Below are 15,923 nucleotides of genomic sequence, written 5' to 3' on the forward strand. Positions count from 1 at the left end.
GTCACACTCCCCGCTGGGCATTCAGGGCGGCGAGGCTGCCCTCGACCTCCGCGACGACCGCGGGCGAGATCAGACTGAACGCGCCGAACAGCGGCTGGTTGGGCACCCACGCCATCCGCTTGCGGAAGTCCGTCGCCACGGCGGGGTCGATCCGCGTGAACGCGTCGAGGACGGTCCGGTAGGCGGCGGGGTCGTCCATGATCGCGGCCAGCGATGTCGAGGTGGTGAGCACCCCCGGAGCCGGCTCTGCGCCCGCGGCCACCGTCCACGCGTGGGTGCCCGCGGCGACGTCGAACTCCCGTCCGTCGGGAAGCCGGACGTGGGCGGACGCGTTCGCGGGCACGGTCGCGGCGATCTCGATCGCCGTGCCGCTGCGACGCCACTCCACGGCGGCCCGCCCGTAGGGCGTGTCGTGGCTGGTGGCAGCCCAGTCGAGACCGGGCAGCGGCTGCGGGGCGATCTCCAGCCGGTGATAGCCCCGCGCAGCGGGGGCGAGGCCGGCGACCACACGGTGCAGCCAGTCCGCGACCGCGCCGAGGGCGTAGTGGTTGAAGCTGGTCATCTCGCCGGGGTTGATCGAGCCGTCCTCCAGCAGCGAGTCCCACCGCTCCCAGATCGTGGTGGCACCCATGGTGACCGGGTACAGCCAGGACGGGCACTCGGTCTGCTGCAGCATCCTGCCGGCCTCCCTGAGGTGGCCGGTGCGGGTGAGCGCGTCGCACACCAGCGGGGTGCCGACGAAACCGGTGCTGATCCGGTAGCCGTCGCGACGGGCCAACCACGCCAGCCGGTCGCCCATCCGCTGGGCGAGGTCACCGCGGGCGATGCCGAACTCGATCGCCACCGCGTAGGACGTCTGCGCGTCGGAGAGGATCCGTCCCGCCGGCGTCACGTACTCGGCCAGCCACGCCTTCCGGACGACTTCCGCCAGGTCTGCGTAGTGCTCCGCGTCCGCGGTCTCGCCGAGGTCGGCGGCCGCCTGCGCGAGCGTCGCTGTCGACCGGTAGAGGTAGGCGGACGCGACCAGGTCGGGGTCCGCCTTGGCCTTGCCGGGCAGCTCCGGCGGCGCGTCCGGGTCGACCCAGTCTCCGAACTGGAAGCCGCCCTCCCACAGGTGCCGCTCCCCCGCGATGGCCAGCAACTGCTCGACCCACGCCCGCATGGACGGGTACTGCGCCTCGAGCACCCCGAGGTCGTCGAACCGCTGGTACAGCAGCCAGGGCAGCAGGGCGGCGACATCGCCCCAGGCCGCGGCGGGCACCTTCGCAGAGTCCAGCACGTCGGGGACGATGAACGGCACACCGCCGGCTGCGTCCTGCTCGAGCGCCACGTCGACCAGCCAGGACGCGAGGAAGCCGTCGCAGTCGAACAGGTAGGACGCGGTCGGCCCGAACACCTGGATGTCGCCCGTCCAGCCGAGGCGCTCGTCACGCTGCGGGCAGTCCGTCGGCAGGTACAGGAAGTTGCCCCGCATGCCCCACACGACGTTCTCGTGCAGCCGGTTGACCAGGTCGTCGGAGCAGGAGAACCAGCCGGTGCGCACCATGTCGGAGCCGACCACTTCCGCGACGACGTCGGCCGGGTCGAACGCGTCCGGCCAGCCGGTCACCTCGGCGTAGCGGAAGCCGTGGAACGTGAACGACGGCGCCCACTCCTCCACCCCGCCGCCGGCGAGGGTGTAGCTGTCGGTGGCCGTCGCCACCCGCAGCGGACGGACGCCCAGTTCGCCGTCCTCCAGCACCTCGGCGTGCCGCAGGGTCACCGTCGTCCCCGCCTCTCCCTGCACGCGCACACGGAGGCGTCCGACGAGGTTCTGGCCGAAGTCCAGCAGCGTCTTCCCCGACGGCGACGCGGACACGGCCACGACCGGGACGGTCTGCGTCACCCGCACCTCCGGCCCCGTCCGCGGCCCCGGGACCGGTCCGGTCGGCCGCACCTCCGCCGCGACCCAACCCGCGACGTCGAACGCTGCCGACGACCAGCCCGGCGCGAGCCGGCGGGCGTCGAACGACTCACCCGCGTAGATGCCGGCGCCTGTCCACGGACCCTCTCCGGTGGCCTGCCACTCCGGGCCGCTGACCACCCACTCGGAGTGTCCGTCGGCGTACTCGAGCAGGAGTTGTCCGGCGAAGGAGGGCTGCGTGCCGTAGAACGGCTTGGCGAGCCCCTGGAAGCCGAAGCTCTCGGTGTACCAGCCGCCGGCCAGGGCGACCCCGATGGCGTTGGCGCCCGGGACGAGCAGCGCGGTGACGTCGGTGGTCTCGTGCACGAGGCGGTACTGGTACGGCGTCCAGCCGGGTTTGAGGACCTGGTCGTCGACGGCCGCCCCGTTCACCTCCGCCTGGTACACGCCCAGCGCCGTCGCGTACCACGTGGCGCGCACCAGCCCGTCCGCGACGCTGAAACCGGTCCGCAGCAGGGCGGGCTGGGCGGGACGGACGGGGTCCGGCAGCCCGATGAACGCCGCCTGCCACTCGCCGTCCGCGAGGAAGTCGGCGACGACCTCCTGCGGCGCGCTCCACTCCGACCAGCCGTCGACCCCCTGCACGCGCACCTGCAGCCGGCCGCGCTGCCGGGCGGCCAGCGGGGCGAACGGCCACTCGACGAAGACGGACGCGTCGCCGTCCACCTGGTAGTTGGTCACCCTGGTGGCGTCGTCCCACGCGATCTCGGCGGCGAGCTGGCGCCAGCCGGGCACGTCGCTCGATGTCACCCAGGACAGTCGGGGCGCAGGGACGGGAGTGCGCGAACCCGTCTGGTACTCGAGCCGGACGGAATCGACAACGGTTGGCATGGAGGGCACTTTCTGGGAGGGAGGACGGCGAGACGGAGGTGGGTCAGCCCTTGACGGCGCCGGAGGTCATGCCGGCGACGATCTGGCGCTGGAACAGGATGTACATCACCAGCATCGGGATCGTGATCACGAGGATGTTCGCGAACAGCAGGTTGTAGGTGGTGCTGGCCTGGGACATGTAGTTGAACAGGGTCAGCTGCACGGTCGCGTTCTGGTTGCCCGGCAGGAAGTACAGCGGGTTCTGGAAGTCGTTGAACACGAAGATCGACTGGACGACGATGATCGTGACGATCACCGAGCGCAGCAGCGGGAAGATGACCCGGAAGAACAGTCGCAGCGGGCCGGCGCCGTCCACGATCGCGGCCTCGTCGAGTTCGCGCGGGATGGTGGCGATGAACGCCCGCATCGTCAGGACGGTGAACGAGAGGCCGAAGGCGACCTCGACCAGGATCAGGCCCGGCAGCGTGCGGAACAGGTGCAGCGCCTGCATCACCCAGATGGTGGGCACGACCGCCGGCGGGATGATCAGCCCGGCCAGGACCATGCCGTTGATCAACGGGTTCAGCCTGGACTTCCTGCGGTCGAGGACGTAGGCGATCATCGACCCGCACACCACCATCAGTGCGACGCTGCCGATGGTCAGGATCGTGGAGTTGATGAACGCGATCACCAGCATGTAGTCGCGGGCCTGGAAGACCGCGACGATGTTCTCCCACAGCTGGAAGTGCACGGGCCAGGAGAACTGGAGCAGCGAGGCGTCGTTGGCGTCCTTGGCCGCGGTCACGAAGATGAACGCGAACGGGACCAGGAACAGGGCTGTGGTGAGCAGGATCCCGATCAGGCCGACGAGCCAGCGGGTGCGGGGGCGCAGGGCGTTCACAGCACGGTCTCCTTCGAGTTCAGCCACCGGGACAGCGGGTAGATGATCGCGGTGACGACGATGAACAGGATCACGTTGCCGGCCGTGGACAGGCCGTAGAACCCGGCCTGGTACTGCTTGTAGATCACCGAGGCGATCACGTCGGAGGCGAACCCGGGCCCGCCCTGCGTGGTCGTCCAGATCAGGTCGAAGGACCGCAGGCCGCCGATCAGCGACAGGATGATCACCGTCGATGTGGCCGGGAAGCTCAGCGGCAGGATGATGTGGCGGAACATCTGCCACGAGTTCGCACCGTCCACCCGGGCGGCCTCGAAGTACTCGTTGGGGATCGCGGCGATGCCGGCGATGTAGATCAGCGTCGCCAGGCCGATGCCCTTCCACACGTCGATCCCGACCACGCTGAGCAGGGCGATGTTGGGGTCGGTCAGCCAGCCGGGGCCGTCGCGTCCGGTGATCGCGGTGATCGCCTGGTTCACGATCCCGTTGAACGGGTCGAGCAGCACCTGGAAGGTGAGGCCGACGCCGACCGCAGAGACCAGCACAGGGAAGAACGTCACCGAACGGAGGTAGCCACGGGCGATGATGGGCATGCTCAGCACCACCGCGAGCAGCATGCCCAGCACGACCTTCGCCGCCGACGTGAGGAACCCGTAGACGAGGGTGTTCCGCAGCGAGCCGATCAGGCCCGGCTCGGAGAAGAACAGGACGAAGTTGTCGAACCCGATGAACGTGGACTTGAACAGGGTCCAGCGGGTGAACGCGAAGTAGAAGCTGAGCACCGTCGGGACGATGAACAGCACCACGTAGATGATCCCCCCGGGGAGGTGGAACCACAGCGGGTACGTCTTGTCGACGTGCTCGGCGGAGGCCCGCGGGGGCTTCTCCAGCTCGACCTGCCGGCCGTCGCGGGACGACGTGATGGAACTCATGATGTGTCCTGGGTCAGGGTGTGGCCGCGCGGGGCGGCCCGGCCACCCTGTCAGGGGGCCGTGCGGAACTGCGATGGGTGCGGGGTGGCGGGGACGGGACGGCGTCCGGCCCCCGCCCCTCGGACACGGGCGCGGAGCCCGTCGGGTGAAGCGGTAGGTTCGGTGCGGGGAGTGGGGGGCCGGCCACTATCCGGCCCCCCACGATCCGTCACCAGCCGTCGAGACCGAGCTGCTGGGCCTGCTTCTTCACGTCCTCGTCGTAGCGGGCTGCGCCGTCGGCGGCCGAGGTGATCCCGGAGCCCACCTCGACGGTGATCTTCTCCAGGTTCGGGCCCTTGAGCGGGGAAAGGAACTCCAGCGCCGGGCTGACGTTGCCGTCGTCGAAGTACTTCTGCAGGTCGGTCACGGCGGCAGGAAGACCATCGGGCAGCGTGCAGCCCTTCACCGCGTACGGGCCGGACGGCGTGACCGCCTTGGTCTGCACGTCGCAGGCCTCGGGCGTCGCGACGAACTCGAGGAACTTCTTGGCCGCTGCCTGCTTCTCCGGGCTCGCGCTGGTCGGGATGTACAGGCCACCCGGGGACCAGGAGGTCAGGCCGTTGGTCGACGCGTCGTCACCCGGCTGGGCGAAGAAGCCGATGTCCTGCGCGGCGGTGTCGGACATCGCCGAGTAGGTGCCGATCACGAAGGTCAGCATCGGGTACTGCGCGCCGGTGCCCTTGACCAGCTTCTGCAGGCCCTGGGAGTTCTTCGCCGAGGCGAAGTCCTTGTTCAGGTAGCCGGCCTTGTACACGTCCTCCAGCCGCTGGAAACCCTTCAGGGCCGGGTCCACCGCGTACTTCGCGCTGGGGTCGTTGGCGGTGTACTTGGTCGCCCAGTCGGCGTCCACCGCCGTGACGTTGTGGAAGTCGGCCAGCACGAACAGCTGCGAGGTCCACGTGTCGCCGTAGGTCTGGATCACCGGGTCGATGCCGGCGGCCTTGATCTTGGCGTTGTTCGCCATGAACTCGTCCCACGTCTTCGGGACCGAGAGGCCGAGCTTCTCGAACACCTTCTTGTTGTAGAGGATGCCGCCGCCGGTCGCCTGGCCGAGCGGGACGCCGTACACCTGTCCGTCGGTGGTCACCGAGGTCTTGAACGAGTCGTCGATGTTGGCCATGTAGGACTCGTCAGTGAGCGGGACGATGTTCTTCGCCGGGTCGAGCGCTGCGAGCAGCGAGCCAGAGTTGTACTGGAAGATCTCGTCCATGTCGCCGGTGGACAGTCGCGTCTTCACGACGTTGTCGCCGTCGGTGCCCTGCGGGCGGCTCTCCAGCTTCACCGTGACGCCGGTGTCCTTGGCGTTGAAGGCGTCGATCAGCGCCTGCAGAGGCTTGGTGGTCTGGTCGGAGTTGTCGGCCAGCACGGTGATCGTCACCGGTGCGGCGCCGGAGGCCGACCCGCTGCTGGTGCTGCTGCCCAGCGATCCCGGCGTGCACGCCGTGAGGCTGAGGCCGCCGACCGTGAGGCCGGCGACGAGGGCCACGCGGGCCCGCTTTCGGAATGACACTTCTTCGTACCTCCTGGTTGGTGTGACGGCCACGGTCGGGGCCGCCCGTCGGGGTTGTCTTTGTCCCTACGACCTCGGTGCGGTCGTCGAGTTGCGGGCCATCAGCCGGGGCCGGATCACCTCGTGGACGGCGTCCGTGCGCCCGGCGATGCGTTCGAGCAGCAGCCGGACGACGATCTCGCCCATCTGCGTGCCGGACTGGTTGATGCTCGACATCGAGACCAGCGGGTGCGCGGCGATGTCGGTGTCGTCGTAGCCGATCACCGACACGTCGGCGGTACCCAGGCCGAGTTCGGCGACGGCCTGGAGGACGCCCAGGGCGAGTTCGTCGTGGCCGGCGAAGATGGCCGTCGGGCGTTCAGGCTCCGAGAGGACGGCCAGCGCGGCCTCGCGGGAGGCGAACTCGGTGGGGTCGACGAACACGACCCGGGCCTCGAGGCCGAGTTCGGCCATCGCCCGCCGGTAACCGTCCGTCCGGACGATGTGCGGTGCAGAGGGCAGGTTGTGCTCGGCCTCGGGGGTGATGGTCAGGTGGACGATCCGGCGGTGGCCGAGGTCGTGCAGGTGGCGGACGGCGATCCGGGCGCCCTCGATGTCGTCGTCCACGACGGTGTCGTAGTGGACGGACCTGTCGTGGCGGCCCAGCATCACCAGCGGGGTGTTCTGGGCGAGGCGCTCCAGCCAGGCGGGCTCGACCGCCGGTGAGATGGCGAGGATGCCGTCGACCTGGCGGTCGGCGAGGGCCTCGATCGCCTGGGGCCCACCGTCGTGGTTGGGCCCTGCCGGGGCGATGATCAGCTGGTAGGGCGTCCCCACCAGCGCGGACGTGGCGCCGGTGATGATCTTGGTGAAGAAGAGGTTCCGGATCGTCGGGATCTCGATGCCCAGCGTGTAGGACGAGCCGCGCATCGCCCGGGCGGAGGCGCGCGGCCGGTAGCCGAGGTCGTCGATCGCCGCCTGCACCCTGGTCCGCATCTCGGGGCTGACGCCGTACGCGTTGCGGATCACCTTGGACACGGCTGCACGGGAGACACCCGCCGCTGCGGCGACGTCCTCGATGGTGATCGAGCGCTTCGACTGGATCGTCACTGACCTCTCCCTGCCCGTCGTGTAGACCGTTCTACACCTTCGGTACAGAGCACACTACGCAGGTTGTAGAGCGGTCTACAAGAGGGTGAGCGCGCACACTTTCGTAACGATTCAATAACGGCGTTGGAAGCCGGCTGTCGGCAGGTCCGCGCGAGCGGACCCTTCTCATCGCAGACTGTGAGTTCGTCCACCGTGTTTGGTGGACGAACTCACACCCAGCGCCGTCCGCGGCAGCGAGGGCAGTCGTGCGGCTCGTCCGGCCACCCGTTGCGCCGGAGCACAGGGACCACGCTCCGCGCGACGCCGCACGCGCGGTCGACGGTGTCGCCCCAGCCGAACCGGAGCGTGGACTCCCCCGCCTCCGTGTGACGGTTGTCCCTGCGATAGTCACGGAAGCGGGTGGGGCCGTCGTGGTAGCTGCGGCCGTCCAATTCGACGACGGTGTGGTACTCGGCGTACCAGACGTCCGTCTCGAAGGAGCCGACCGGGCCCTGCTGGCGGATGCCGACGGGGAGGCCGTGGGCCCGCTCCACCTGCCACAGGTAGCGGCGCTCGAGCTGCGACCGGACGCCGACTTCCACGTCGGCCAGCAGTTCGGTGAGCAGGCGCCGCCGAGGGTGCCGCGGCAGCTCCGCCAGCGCCTCTCGCAGTTCGCCGGGGGTGACACCGCTCCGGCCCACGGCCTCGGCGAGCAGCGTGACCAGCCCGTCCGTCGGCATCCGCGCGGCGAGATCGAGCACCGTCGGGACCACTGCTGTCCGGGGCGGCGTCCCCACGCCGACACGGTTCCCCCTCCGGAACACCCAGGGTGGACGGCCGCGGACCTGGCGGCCCTCCGGGACCCAGATCCCGATCAGGTCGGGGGCAGGGACGAGCCGATGCAGGTGGCCTGCCGCCGCGGCGCCCAGGCAGGCCCTGGGCCCCGCGAGCAGCAGGCCGGCCCAGCACCAACCGAGCCAGGCCGGCTCCGGGCGCAGCGAGTACACGCCCGGCGCCAGCACCGTCCATTCGCCGGCGATCAGCCGGGAGATCACCCGGTCACTCACGCCGGCGGCGAGCACCTGCTCGCGGGAGAGCGTCCAGGCCTGGCGCTCGGCGAGCCGGAGCAGCCGCTCCGGAGGTCGGGTTCGCGGAATCATGCCTTCACCTTCGGCAGCGCGGACGCGGAGCGCTCACTCCTGCGGGCCACCTGTGGACAACCGGCGACCCGGTCCCCGTCCGTCCACAAGGCGAATGGTCTGAGTTCGTCCACCGTGTTCGGTGGACCAACTCACAGCATCGGCGGTCAGGGGGTCAGGCCGCGGGCGAGGACGGCGTCCAGCGCGGCGGCATCACCGGAGATCTCCAGGCCCGGGTCGGTGGGAGCGAGGCGTCCCCAGGCCAGCAGCGCGAGGCTGCGGACGGGGCCCCGGACGACGACCTCGCGCGCGTCCGACGACCCGTGCAGGACGCCGCCATCCTCCGCATCCGACGACCCGTGCAGGACACCGCCGGCCTCCGCATCCGACGACCCATGCAGGACGCCGGCCTCCGCCACGTCCGGGGAACCGGCCAGCACGTGGTCGGCGTCCGCGTCCGTGGCCACGAGGCGCACGCGCACCGACGGCGCGGGGATCCGGCCCAGCCGCAGCTGGCGGGGGTGCATGACGGTGACCACCTCGTCCAGGCAGTCCGCCCAGGCGACCGCGCCCGGCTCGAACGGCAGCCCGCCTGCCGTGCGCAGGTCCCACAGGTGGACCAGCGTCTCCAGCGCCTGCCGGCGGTGCCAGAACCGGACGGTGCCGGCGCGCCGGTCCTCGGGCAGCCCGTCGTCGAGGAGGGTGTCGGACGGCGCGTCCGGGTCGAGCCCGGCGAGCACCGTCCGCAGCCCTTCCGCACAGGACGCATAGAGCGCGACAAGGTCCGTCACGACCAGGTCGAGCGGCGGCTCCGGACGCCGCGCCGCCTTCGCCGCTGCCCAGTGGTGCACCTCGGCCAGGTGCACGACCAGGTCGCGCACCACCCAGTCGCCGCCCCACGGCACCGGTGTGTCGGACGGGACGAGCGGGATCGACGCCTCGAAGGCGTCCTGGCGCTCACGCAGCGCGACGAGTTGATCCACGGGCTCTGCCATGGCGCCATCGTAGGGAGCCGGCCGTCCGGGCCGGCTCCCTTCCGGCCCTCGTGCGTGAGCCCGGCACGCTCAGCCGGGGATGACGTCGCCGGACGGCCAGGTCTTCGTGATGAAGTCCTTCACCGCCTGGCTGTGCAGCAGTTCCTCGAGCTTCGCAACGCCCGGGTTGGTGTTGTCGGTGCGCCACACCAGCAGGTTGGCGTAGGGGTTGTCGTCCACCTTCTCCACGGCGAGCGCGTCCGTCGTGCTGAGCCCGGCGGTGAGGATGAAGTTGCCGTTCACGAACGCCAGATCGACCTTCGGGTCACCGAGCTGCTGCACGATCACCTCGGGCTGGTTCTCGATGAAGGTGAACCCGTGCGGGTCCTGCTCCTTCGTGAGGTTCAGCACCGTGGAGTCGTCGGTGAGGCCGCTGAGCAGTCCGTTCGACTCCAGCAGGCGAAGGCCGCGGATCTGGTTGGACGCGTCGTTCGTGATCGCGATGCTCGCGCCGTCCGGCACGTCCGCGAGTGCCTTGTACTTCTCGGAGAACAGCGCGTAGGGCTCGATGTGGACGCCGGCGCCATGCGTGAACGCGTACCCCTTGTCCTTGATCTCGGCCTCCAGGTACGGCAGGTGCTGGAAGTAGTTCGCGTCCAGCTCACCGGACGCGAGCGCCTCGTTCGGCTGCACGTAGTCGTCGAACTCGACGATCTTCAGCTGGATGCCCGCCTCCGCGGCCAGGTTCTGCTGGACGAACTCCAGGATCTTCGCGTGCGGGACGGGGCTCGCCCCGACCGTCACCGTCGTCAGCGCCGCAGAGGACGTCGAGGCGCCGGGGGCTGCGGCCGTGGTCGTGCCGGCGCAAGCCGTCAGCGCCATGACGGCCGCGGCAGTGGCGACGACGGAGAGGTGCGTGCGTAGTGGTCCCATCAGGGGCTCCTTCTCGTGTGTGGCCCCGGGTCGGGGCCGTGGTCCGACCTGGCGGCCGGCCCGGCAGGGTGCGCCGGGAGTCAGGGGGTCAGCGATGGTCGACGCGGCGGACGAGCGCGTCCCCCGCGAGCTGCACGAGCTGGACGAGCAGCACGAGGATCACCAGGACGACGACCATCACCTCCGGCTGGAAGCGCTGGTAGCCGTAGTTGTAGGCGAGCCGGCCGAGGCCGCCGCCGCCGATCAGGCCGGCCATCGCCGAGTAGCCGACGAGCGCGACGACCGTGGTGGTGACGTTCGCGACCAGGGACGGCCTCGCCTCCGGCAGCAGCACCTTGGTGACGGTCTGCAGCCGGGTCGAGCCCATCGCCTGGGCGGCGTCGAGCTTGCCCGGGTGCACCTCGCGCAGGGACGCCTCCACCAGCCGCGCGAAGAACGGGACGCTCGCGATCGTCAGCGACACCGACGCGGCGACCGGGCCGATCGACGTGCCCACCACGAACCGGGTGAACGGGATCAGCGCGACCATCAGGATGGCGTACGGGATCGAGCGGGTGATGTTCACCACGACGCCGCCGAGGACGAGGTTGAGCACCCGGTGGTGGGCGAGGCCGCCGGGCTGGGTGACGAACAGCACCACGCCGAGCGGCAGGCCGACGAGGACGGTCGCGAACCCGGCGATCCCGACCATCAGCAGGGTCTCGACGAGCGCGGGCCCCAGCGCGGTCGTGATCGCAGGGTTCTGCAGGAGGGATGTGAACCAGTCGCCCATCACGACACCTCCGCCGGTGCGCTGACGGCAGCGTGGACGCCGCGTCCGCGGAGGTGCGCGACCACCGCGTCGGCGTCCAGCGGTGGCCGGACGAGAACGCGCCACCGCCCGAAGGTGGTGCCGCCGAGCCGTTCGACACAGGCCGCGACGACGGCGAACTCGGCCCCGAAGTGGCCGGACGCCTCGGTCAGCGCGGTGAGCCGGTGGTCGGGGGCGACGTCGAGGACCTCGATCGTCGTGCCGGTCCCCGGCTCCGGGGCGGGTGTGGGCGGCAGGCCGATCAGCGTCTCGCTGAGGCGGCTGCCGAAGGCGCCGACGACGTCGGTGAGCGGTCCGGACTCGATGACCCTGCCGTCCTCCAGCAGCGAGACCGAGTCGGCGATCCGCTTCACGACGTGCATCTCGTGGGTGATCACCAGCACGGCGAGTCCGAGCCGGGCCGTCAGCGCGCCGATCAGGTCGAGGATCTCGTCGGTGGTCGCCGGGTCGAGCGCGCTGGTGGGCTCGTCGCACAGCAGCACGTCCGGGTCGGTGGCGAGCGCCCTGGCGATCCCGACGCGTTGCCGCTGGCCGCCCGACAGCTGCGCGGGGTGGGCGCCGGCCGCGTCCCCGAGGCCGACCAGGCCGAGCAGTTCGTGGGCCCGGGCCGCGCGGTCCGCGCGGCCGAGCCCGGCGAGTTCCAGCGGGTAGGCGACGTTGTCGGCAACCGTCCGGGCGTCGAAGAGGTTGGCGTGCTGGAACACCAGGCCCAATCGACGCCGGGCGCGGCGCAGCTCGTCCGGACCGACGGTGGTGAGGTCGACGCCGCCGATCTCTACCGTGCCGTGCGTGGGCCGGTCGAGCATCGCGAGGCAGCGCACGAGCGTCGACTTGCCCGCGCCGGACTGGCCGATCACGGCGTGCACGGCGTTGTCCGGCACGGTGAGGCTGACGCCGTCCAGCGCCTTCACCTCCCGGTGGGGCTGGCGGTAGACCTTCCTCAGGTCGCTGACTTCGATCACGACGGACTTCTCCTGGCTTCGGCCGGCCGCGGGAGCGCGGCGACGGCAGGGTTGGTGAGGGAGAACCCGACAGGGCACGACGGAACGTCGAAACGACGTCCGGGAGAGAACGGTGATCAGGCCGCGGAAGGGCCGACCGATGCGTGCTGCCGGGTCAGGATCAGCGGCAACACATTCGCACGCACATCATGGCCGGCGTCACGGGACGCAGGCTGGCATGACGACACGATGCGGTGAACACGCCTGCCACGGTAGCGATCCGCGCCGCGCGGCGACAAATCGGGGCGCCTTCCCCGGGCGAGAGGGAAGAAAAGCCGGGCGCGTCCTCGTTGCACCCCCTGGAGGGCGCCGGCAGCCCGTCCGTCCCCTGACCGAAAGGGCCACCGTGTCCGACCACAGCCTGCGCACGTACGAGTCGATCCTCGACCTCCTGCCGGACGCCGACAACCCGACCCCGATCGTCCGGCTGCGCCGGGTGGTGGGATTCCGGCACGCGAAGGTGTACGCCAAACTCGAGTGGTACAACCCGTTCGGCGCGGTGAAGGACAGGGTGGCGGCGAACCTGGTCCGGGACGCGGAGGTCCGGGGCGAACAGCTCGGAAACCTCGTCGAGCCCACCTCGGGCAACACCGGGATCGGGCTGGCGATGGTCGCGAACGAGCGCGAGTACGGTTTCTCGGCCACGTTGTCGAAGGCGATCCCGCTGGAGAAGCGGACCGCGCTGCGGCTGTTCGGCACCGACCTGGTCGAGCTCGACGACGACCTCTGCCCGATGCCGGGTCAGCCCGAGGGCGCGATGGCGAAGGCGGAGGAACTGGGCAACCGGCCCGGGTGGACCCAGCTGAACCAGTACGCGAACCCGGCCAACCCGGACGCGCACTACCGCACCACCGGTCCGGAGGTGTGGCGCCAGACCGGCGGCACGATCACCCACTTCGTGGCCTCGCTGGGGACCTGCGGCACGATTACCGGCACCGGCCGGTTCCTGAAGGAGCAGAACCCGGACGTGCAGGTGATCGGCGTCCACCCCACCCAGGGGCATGACATCCCCGGGGTACGCAGCCGCAGGGCGCTGGCGCTGACCGACTTCTTCGTCCCCGACGAGTACGACGCGATCCTCGAGGTCACCGACGAGGAGGCGTACGGCCTGTGCCGGCGCCTGCACGTCGAGGAGAGCCTGATCGCGGGACCCAGCTGCGGCCTCGCCCTCGCCGGAGCCCTGCGGGCGGTGCCGGACGAGCCCGGCGTGGTGGCGGTCGTCATGTTCCCCGACAGCGCATGGAAGTACCTCTCGTCGTTCCGCCGCCACCTGCCCGACCTGTTCCCGCCGGAGGACGACGCGCCCGCCGTCCCCGCGAACCCGTTCGCCGCGCACCTGGAGGCGGCGTTCGCGCTCGCGAAGAGCGGCCCCGACCGCATCGACGTGACCGAGGCGAGCCGGCTGCTGGACGCGGGCGTCACGCTGGTCGACGTCCGCAACCCCGAGGAGGTGGCCCGCACCCAGGTGCCGGCCGCCGTGAAGCTGCCGCTGCCGGACCTGTCGGCGGGCAGTCTCGCGGGGCTACCCGCCGACCACGACGCTCCGATCCTGACCATCTGCGCCGCGGGCACCCGCTCGCTCTACGCCCAGCTGCTGCTGAAGGCGCAGGGCTACTCGAACGTGCGCAGCGTGAACGGCGGCATGGGCGCCTGGGTCGAGGCGGGCCTGCCCGCGACGCCCGGCTCGTAGCCCTTCCCCGAGGGCGCCCCACGCAGGACGGCCCCGCTCACCCCTGACGACCGGACGGCATCACCTCGTCGAGCGCCGCGTCGAGGTCGGCGACGATGTCGTCGGCGTCCTCGAGCCCGACGGACAGGCGCAGGTGCCCGTAGCGCTGGAACGGCTCCGGGTAGTGCTCTGCCCCGCCGCGCCCGTTCCCCGCGACGTGGACGATGAGCGACTCGTCGTGGCCGAGGGACACCGCGGACGTGACCACCCGCAGCCGGGCGACGAACGCGTTCTGCAGGTGGGCGTCGCCGTCCAGCGCGAACGCCAGCATGCCGCCGAAGCCGCGTCCGCCGAACTGGCGCACGGCGAGGTCGTTCTGGGGGTGCGACGCGAGTCCCGGGTACGCGACGAACGCGATCCGGGGATCGGCGGAGAGGAAGTCGGCCACCCGCTCCGCGTTGGCCTGGTGCCGCGCCAGCCGCAGCGGCAGGGTGACCGAGCCGCGCAGGATCAGCCACGCGTTGAACGGGGAGATCACTCCTCCGACGTCGGCGAGGGCGTCCGCACGCACCTGCCCGACGAGGTCCGCGCTGCCGATCACCGCCCCACCCATGGCGTCGCCGTGGCCGTTGATGTACTTGGTCAGGGAGTGGACGACCAGGTCGGCCCCGTCGGTCAGCGGACGGTACAGCGGCGGCGGCGCGAACGTGTTGTCGACGGTCAGCAGCGCGCCGCGCTCGTGTGCGATCCCGGCCAGCGCGGCGATGTCGGCGACCTTCGTCGTGGGGTTCGCGATGGTCTCGACGTGGACGAGCCGGGTGGTCGGACGCAGCGAGGCGCGCACCGCGTCGAGGTCCGCGACGTCCACGAACGTCGCCTCGACCCCGTACCGGGCGGGCAGCAGTTCGGTGAACAGCCGCCAGACCGCCTCGTAGGTCACATCGGACACGACCACGTGGTCGCCCGCGCGGAGTTGCGAGAAGAACACCGCGTGCAGCGCCGCGACCCCGGTCGCGAACGCGATCGCCGCCTCGCCGGCCTCCAGCGCGGCGAGCTTGGTCTCGAGCGCCTGCTGGTTCGCTCCGGTCGTGCGCGTGTAGACGAGCCCTTCCGGGTTCGACCAGTCCATCCCGGACGGATCCGGCGGCAGCAGGTAGGAGTTCGCCATCACCAACGGCCGGCGCAGCGCACCGGTGCCCGGGTCGGGCTCGTTGCCGCCGTGCACGGCCCATGTGCCCTCCCCCACGCTCGTCGGATCGTGCTTGTCCGGACGACGATCGGTCACGACATTCCCCCTTGTCCCGGCCCCTCTGGCACCACCGCTCAGCGGGCGGTCGTCGCGGCGGGCGCCGCTCTCCTCTGGCTCCACCGTCCCACCGGAACAGGGCGGTCGCGAACCCGTCTCGGAGCCGGGCGGTTCCGGGCCGGATACCAGAATGCGGACCTCGATTTCGTTCAGCGGTCAATGAAATGGAAGTATCGAAGCCATGAGTCCGGACCTGGTGCTGCGCGTCGTCGCTGCTGCCCCGGTCTGTTGTTGTTGTCGAATGTCCCGCTGACCCTCGACCAACCCCCCTCGCCGCATCCGGGCGCACGCTGCCCGGGAAACGCCGGCAGCACTGAAGGACTCCCCGCATGGCACCCCTGACCGACGGCACGCGCTCGAGCGCTGACCGGCTCCTGCCGGCCGCGCCCGTAACCCTCGTCGACGGGCGTCCCTCGAGGACCGTCGCCCTGCCGGAGGTGTCCGCCCGATGAGCACACCCGGCCGCGGGACGAACAGCGCGTGGTCCCGGCTCTCCCGCAACCGGTGGGCGCTGGCCGGCGGCATCGTCGCGCTGCTGTTCGTCCTGCTGGCCGTCTTCGCGCCCCTGGTCACCGCGATCACCGGCAACGACCCGTACACCTACGACATCAAGGCGCTGGACGGGACCGGCGTCCCGCTCGGCCCCTTCGGCGGCGTCAGCGCGCGGCACTGGTTCGGGGTCGAACCGCAGACCGGACGCGACCTCTTCGCGATCGTCGCCTACGGCGCCCGCACCTCGCTCCTGGTGGGGCTGGGCGCCACGATCTTCGCCGTCGTCCTGGGCACCGTCATCGGCGTCACGGCCGGCTTCTTCCCCGGCGTCGTCGACACCACGCTGTCCCGGTTCACCGACGTGATGCTGGCGTTCCC

General features: G+C 70.9%; 14 protein-coding genes and 1 pseudogene. 3 read left to right on the forward strand and 12 right to left on the reverse strand.

Annotated elements, in window-relative coordinates:
- Window position 1 precedes the first annotated feature (1 nt).
- The 10 genes from QM779_RS07915 to QM779_RS07960 all read right to left on the reverse strand — a co-directional run bounded on the left by QM779_RS07915 (window position 2) and on the right by QM779_RS07960 (window position 12,039).
- Complete coding sequence (locus QM779_RS07915) at window positions 2–2,794, reverse strand: family 78 glycoside hydrolase catalytic domain (RefSeq protein WP_428533942.1); 2,793 nt, start codon at window positions 2,792–2,794, stop codon at window positions 2–4.
- A gap of 43 nt (window positions 2,795–2,837) precedes the next feature.
- A complete protein-coding gene (locus QM779_RS07920) occupies window positions 2,838–3,674 on the reverse strand; it encodes a carbohydrate ABC transporter permease (protein WP_428533944.1) in 837 nt (278 codons plus the stop codon).
- Window positions 3,671–4,603, reverse strand: coding sequence for a carbohydrate ABC transporter permease (locus QM779_RS07925; protein ID WP_428533946.1), 933 nt, complete (start codon window positions 4,601–4,603; stop codon window positions 3,671–3,673). The genes QM779_RS07920 and QM779_RS07925 overlap by 4 nt, the downstream gene beginning before the upstream one ends.
- A 208-nt stretch (window positions 4,604–4,811) precedes the next feature.
- Window positions 4,812–6,128 carry an ABC transporter substrate-binding protein gene (locus QM779_RS07930; protein WP_428533948.1) on the reverse strand — a complete coding sequence of 439 codons (1,317 nt, stop codon included), beginning with the start codon at window positions 6,126–6,128 and terminating at the stop codon, window positions 4,812–4,814.
- 90 nt (window positions 6,129–6,218) lie between these two features.
- Entirely contained in the window at window positions 6,219–7,241 is a 1,023-nt protein-coding gene (locus QM779_RS07935) for a LacI family DNA-binding transcriptional regulator (RefSeq protein ID WP_428533950.1), read from the reverse strand.
- 209 nt (window positions 7,242–7,450) lie between these two features.
- A complete protein-coding gene (locus tag QM779_RS07940) occupies window positions 7,451–8,380 on the reverse strand; it encodes a DUF559 domain-containing protein (RefSeq protein ID WP_428533952.1) in 930 nt (309 codons plus the stop codon).
- Window positions 8,381–8,526: 146 nt separating this feature from the next.
- Window positions 8,527–9,354, reverse strand: coding sequence for a maleylpyruvate isomerase N-terminal domain-containing protein (locus tag QM779_RS07945; RefSeq protein ID WP_428533954.1), 828 nt, complete (start codon window positions 9,352–9,354; stop codon window positions 8,527–8,529).
- 69 nt (window positions 9,355–9,423) lie between these two features.
- Window positions 9,424–10,266 carry a MetQ/NlpA family ABC transporter substrate-binding protein gene (locus QM779_RS07950; protein WP_428533956.1) on the reverse strand — a complete coding sequence of 281 codons (843 nt, stop codon included), beginning with the start codon at window positions 10,264–10,266 and terminating at the stop codon, window positions 9,424–9,426.
- An 88-nt stretch (window positions 10,267–10,354) separates the two neighbouring features.
- Window positions 10,355–11,038: a methionine ABC transporter permease gene (locus tag QM779_RS07955; RefSeq protein ID WP_428533958.1), complete on the reverse strand. Its 684-nt coding sequence runs from the start codon at window positions 11,036–11,038 to the stop codon at window positions 10,355–10,357.
- On the reverse strand, window positions 11,038–12,039 hold the full coding sequence (locus QM779_RS07960; protein WP_428533960.1) for a methionine ABC transporter ATP-binding protein: 1,002 nt from the start codon (window positions 12,037–12,039) through the stop codon (window positions 11,038–11,040). Before QM779_RS07960 ends, QM779_RS07955 begins: the two co-directional genes overlap by 1 nt.
- 385 nt (window positions 12,040–12,424) lie before the next feature.
- Here QM779_RS07960 and QM779_RS07965 point away from each other — a divergent pair, with 385 nt between their 5' ends.
- A complete protein-coding gene (locus tag QM779_RS07965) occupies window positions 12,425–13,768 on the forward strand; it encodes a pyridoxal-phosphate dependent enzyme (protein ID WP_428533962.1) in 1,344 nt (447 codons plus the stop codon).
- Window positions 13,769–13,805: 37 nt separating this feature from the next.
- Here the strand turns inward: QM779_RS07965 and QM779_RS07970 are convergent, their stop codons facing one another.
- A complete protein-coding gene (locus tag QM779_RS07970; RefSeq protein WP_428533964.1) occupies window positions 13,806–15,032 on the reverse strand; it encodes a trans-sulfuration enzyme family protein in 1,227 nt (408 codons plus the stop codon).
- Window positions 15,033–15,382: 350 nt separating this feature from the next.
- On the opposite strand from QM779_RS07970, the gene QM779_RS07975 reads away from it, so the two are divergent.
- Window positions 15,383–15,505, forward strand: coding sequence for a hypothetical protein (locus tag QM779_RS07975; RefSeq protein ID WP_428533966.1), 123 nt, complete (start codon window positions 15,383–15,385; stop codon window positions 15,503–15,505).
- Window positions 15,502–15,648: pseudogene (locus tag QM779_RS07980) on the forward strand (ABC transporter permease); the annotation flags it as partial. The gene QM779_RS07975 and the pseudogene QM779_RS07980, both read left to right, overlap by 4 nt.
- Before the next feature lie 125 nt (window positions 15,649–15,773).
- Here the strand turns inward: QM779_RS07980 and QM779_RS07985 are convergent.
- Complete coding sequence (locus tag QM779_RS07985; protein ID WP_428533968.1) at window positions 15,774–15,902, reverse strand: hypothetical protein; 129 nt, start codon at window positions 15,900–15,902, stop codon at window positions 15,774–15,776.
- Window positions 15,903–15,923 lie beyond the last annotated feature (21 nt).

Source organism: Propionicimonas sp. (assembly GCF_049840635.1).
GTDB lineage: Bacteria > Actinomycetota > Actinomycetes > Propionibacteriales > Propionibacteriaceae > Propionicimonas.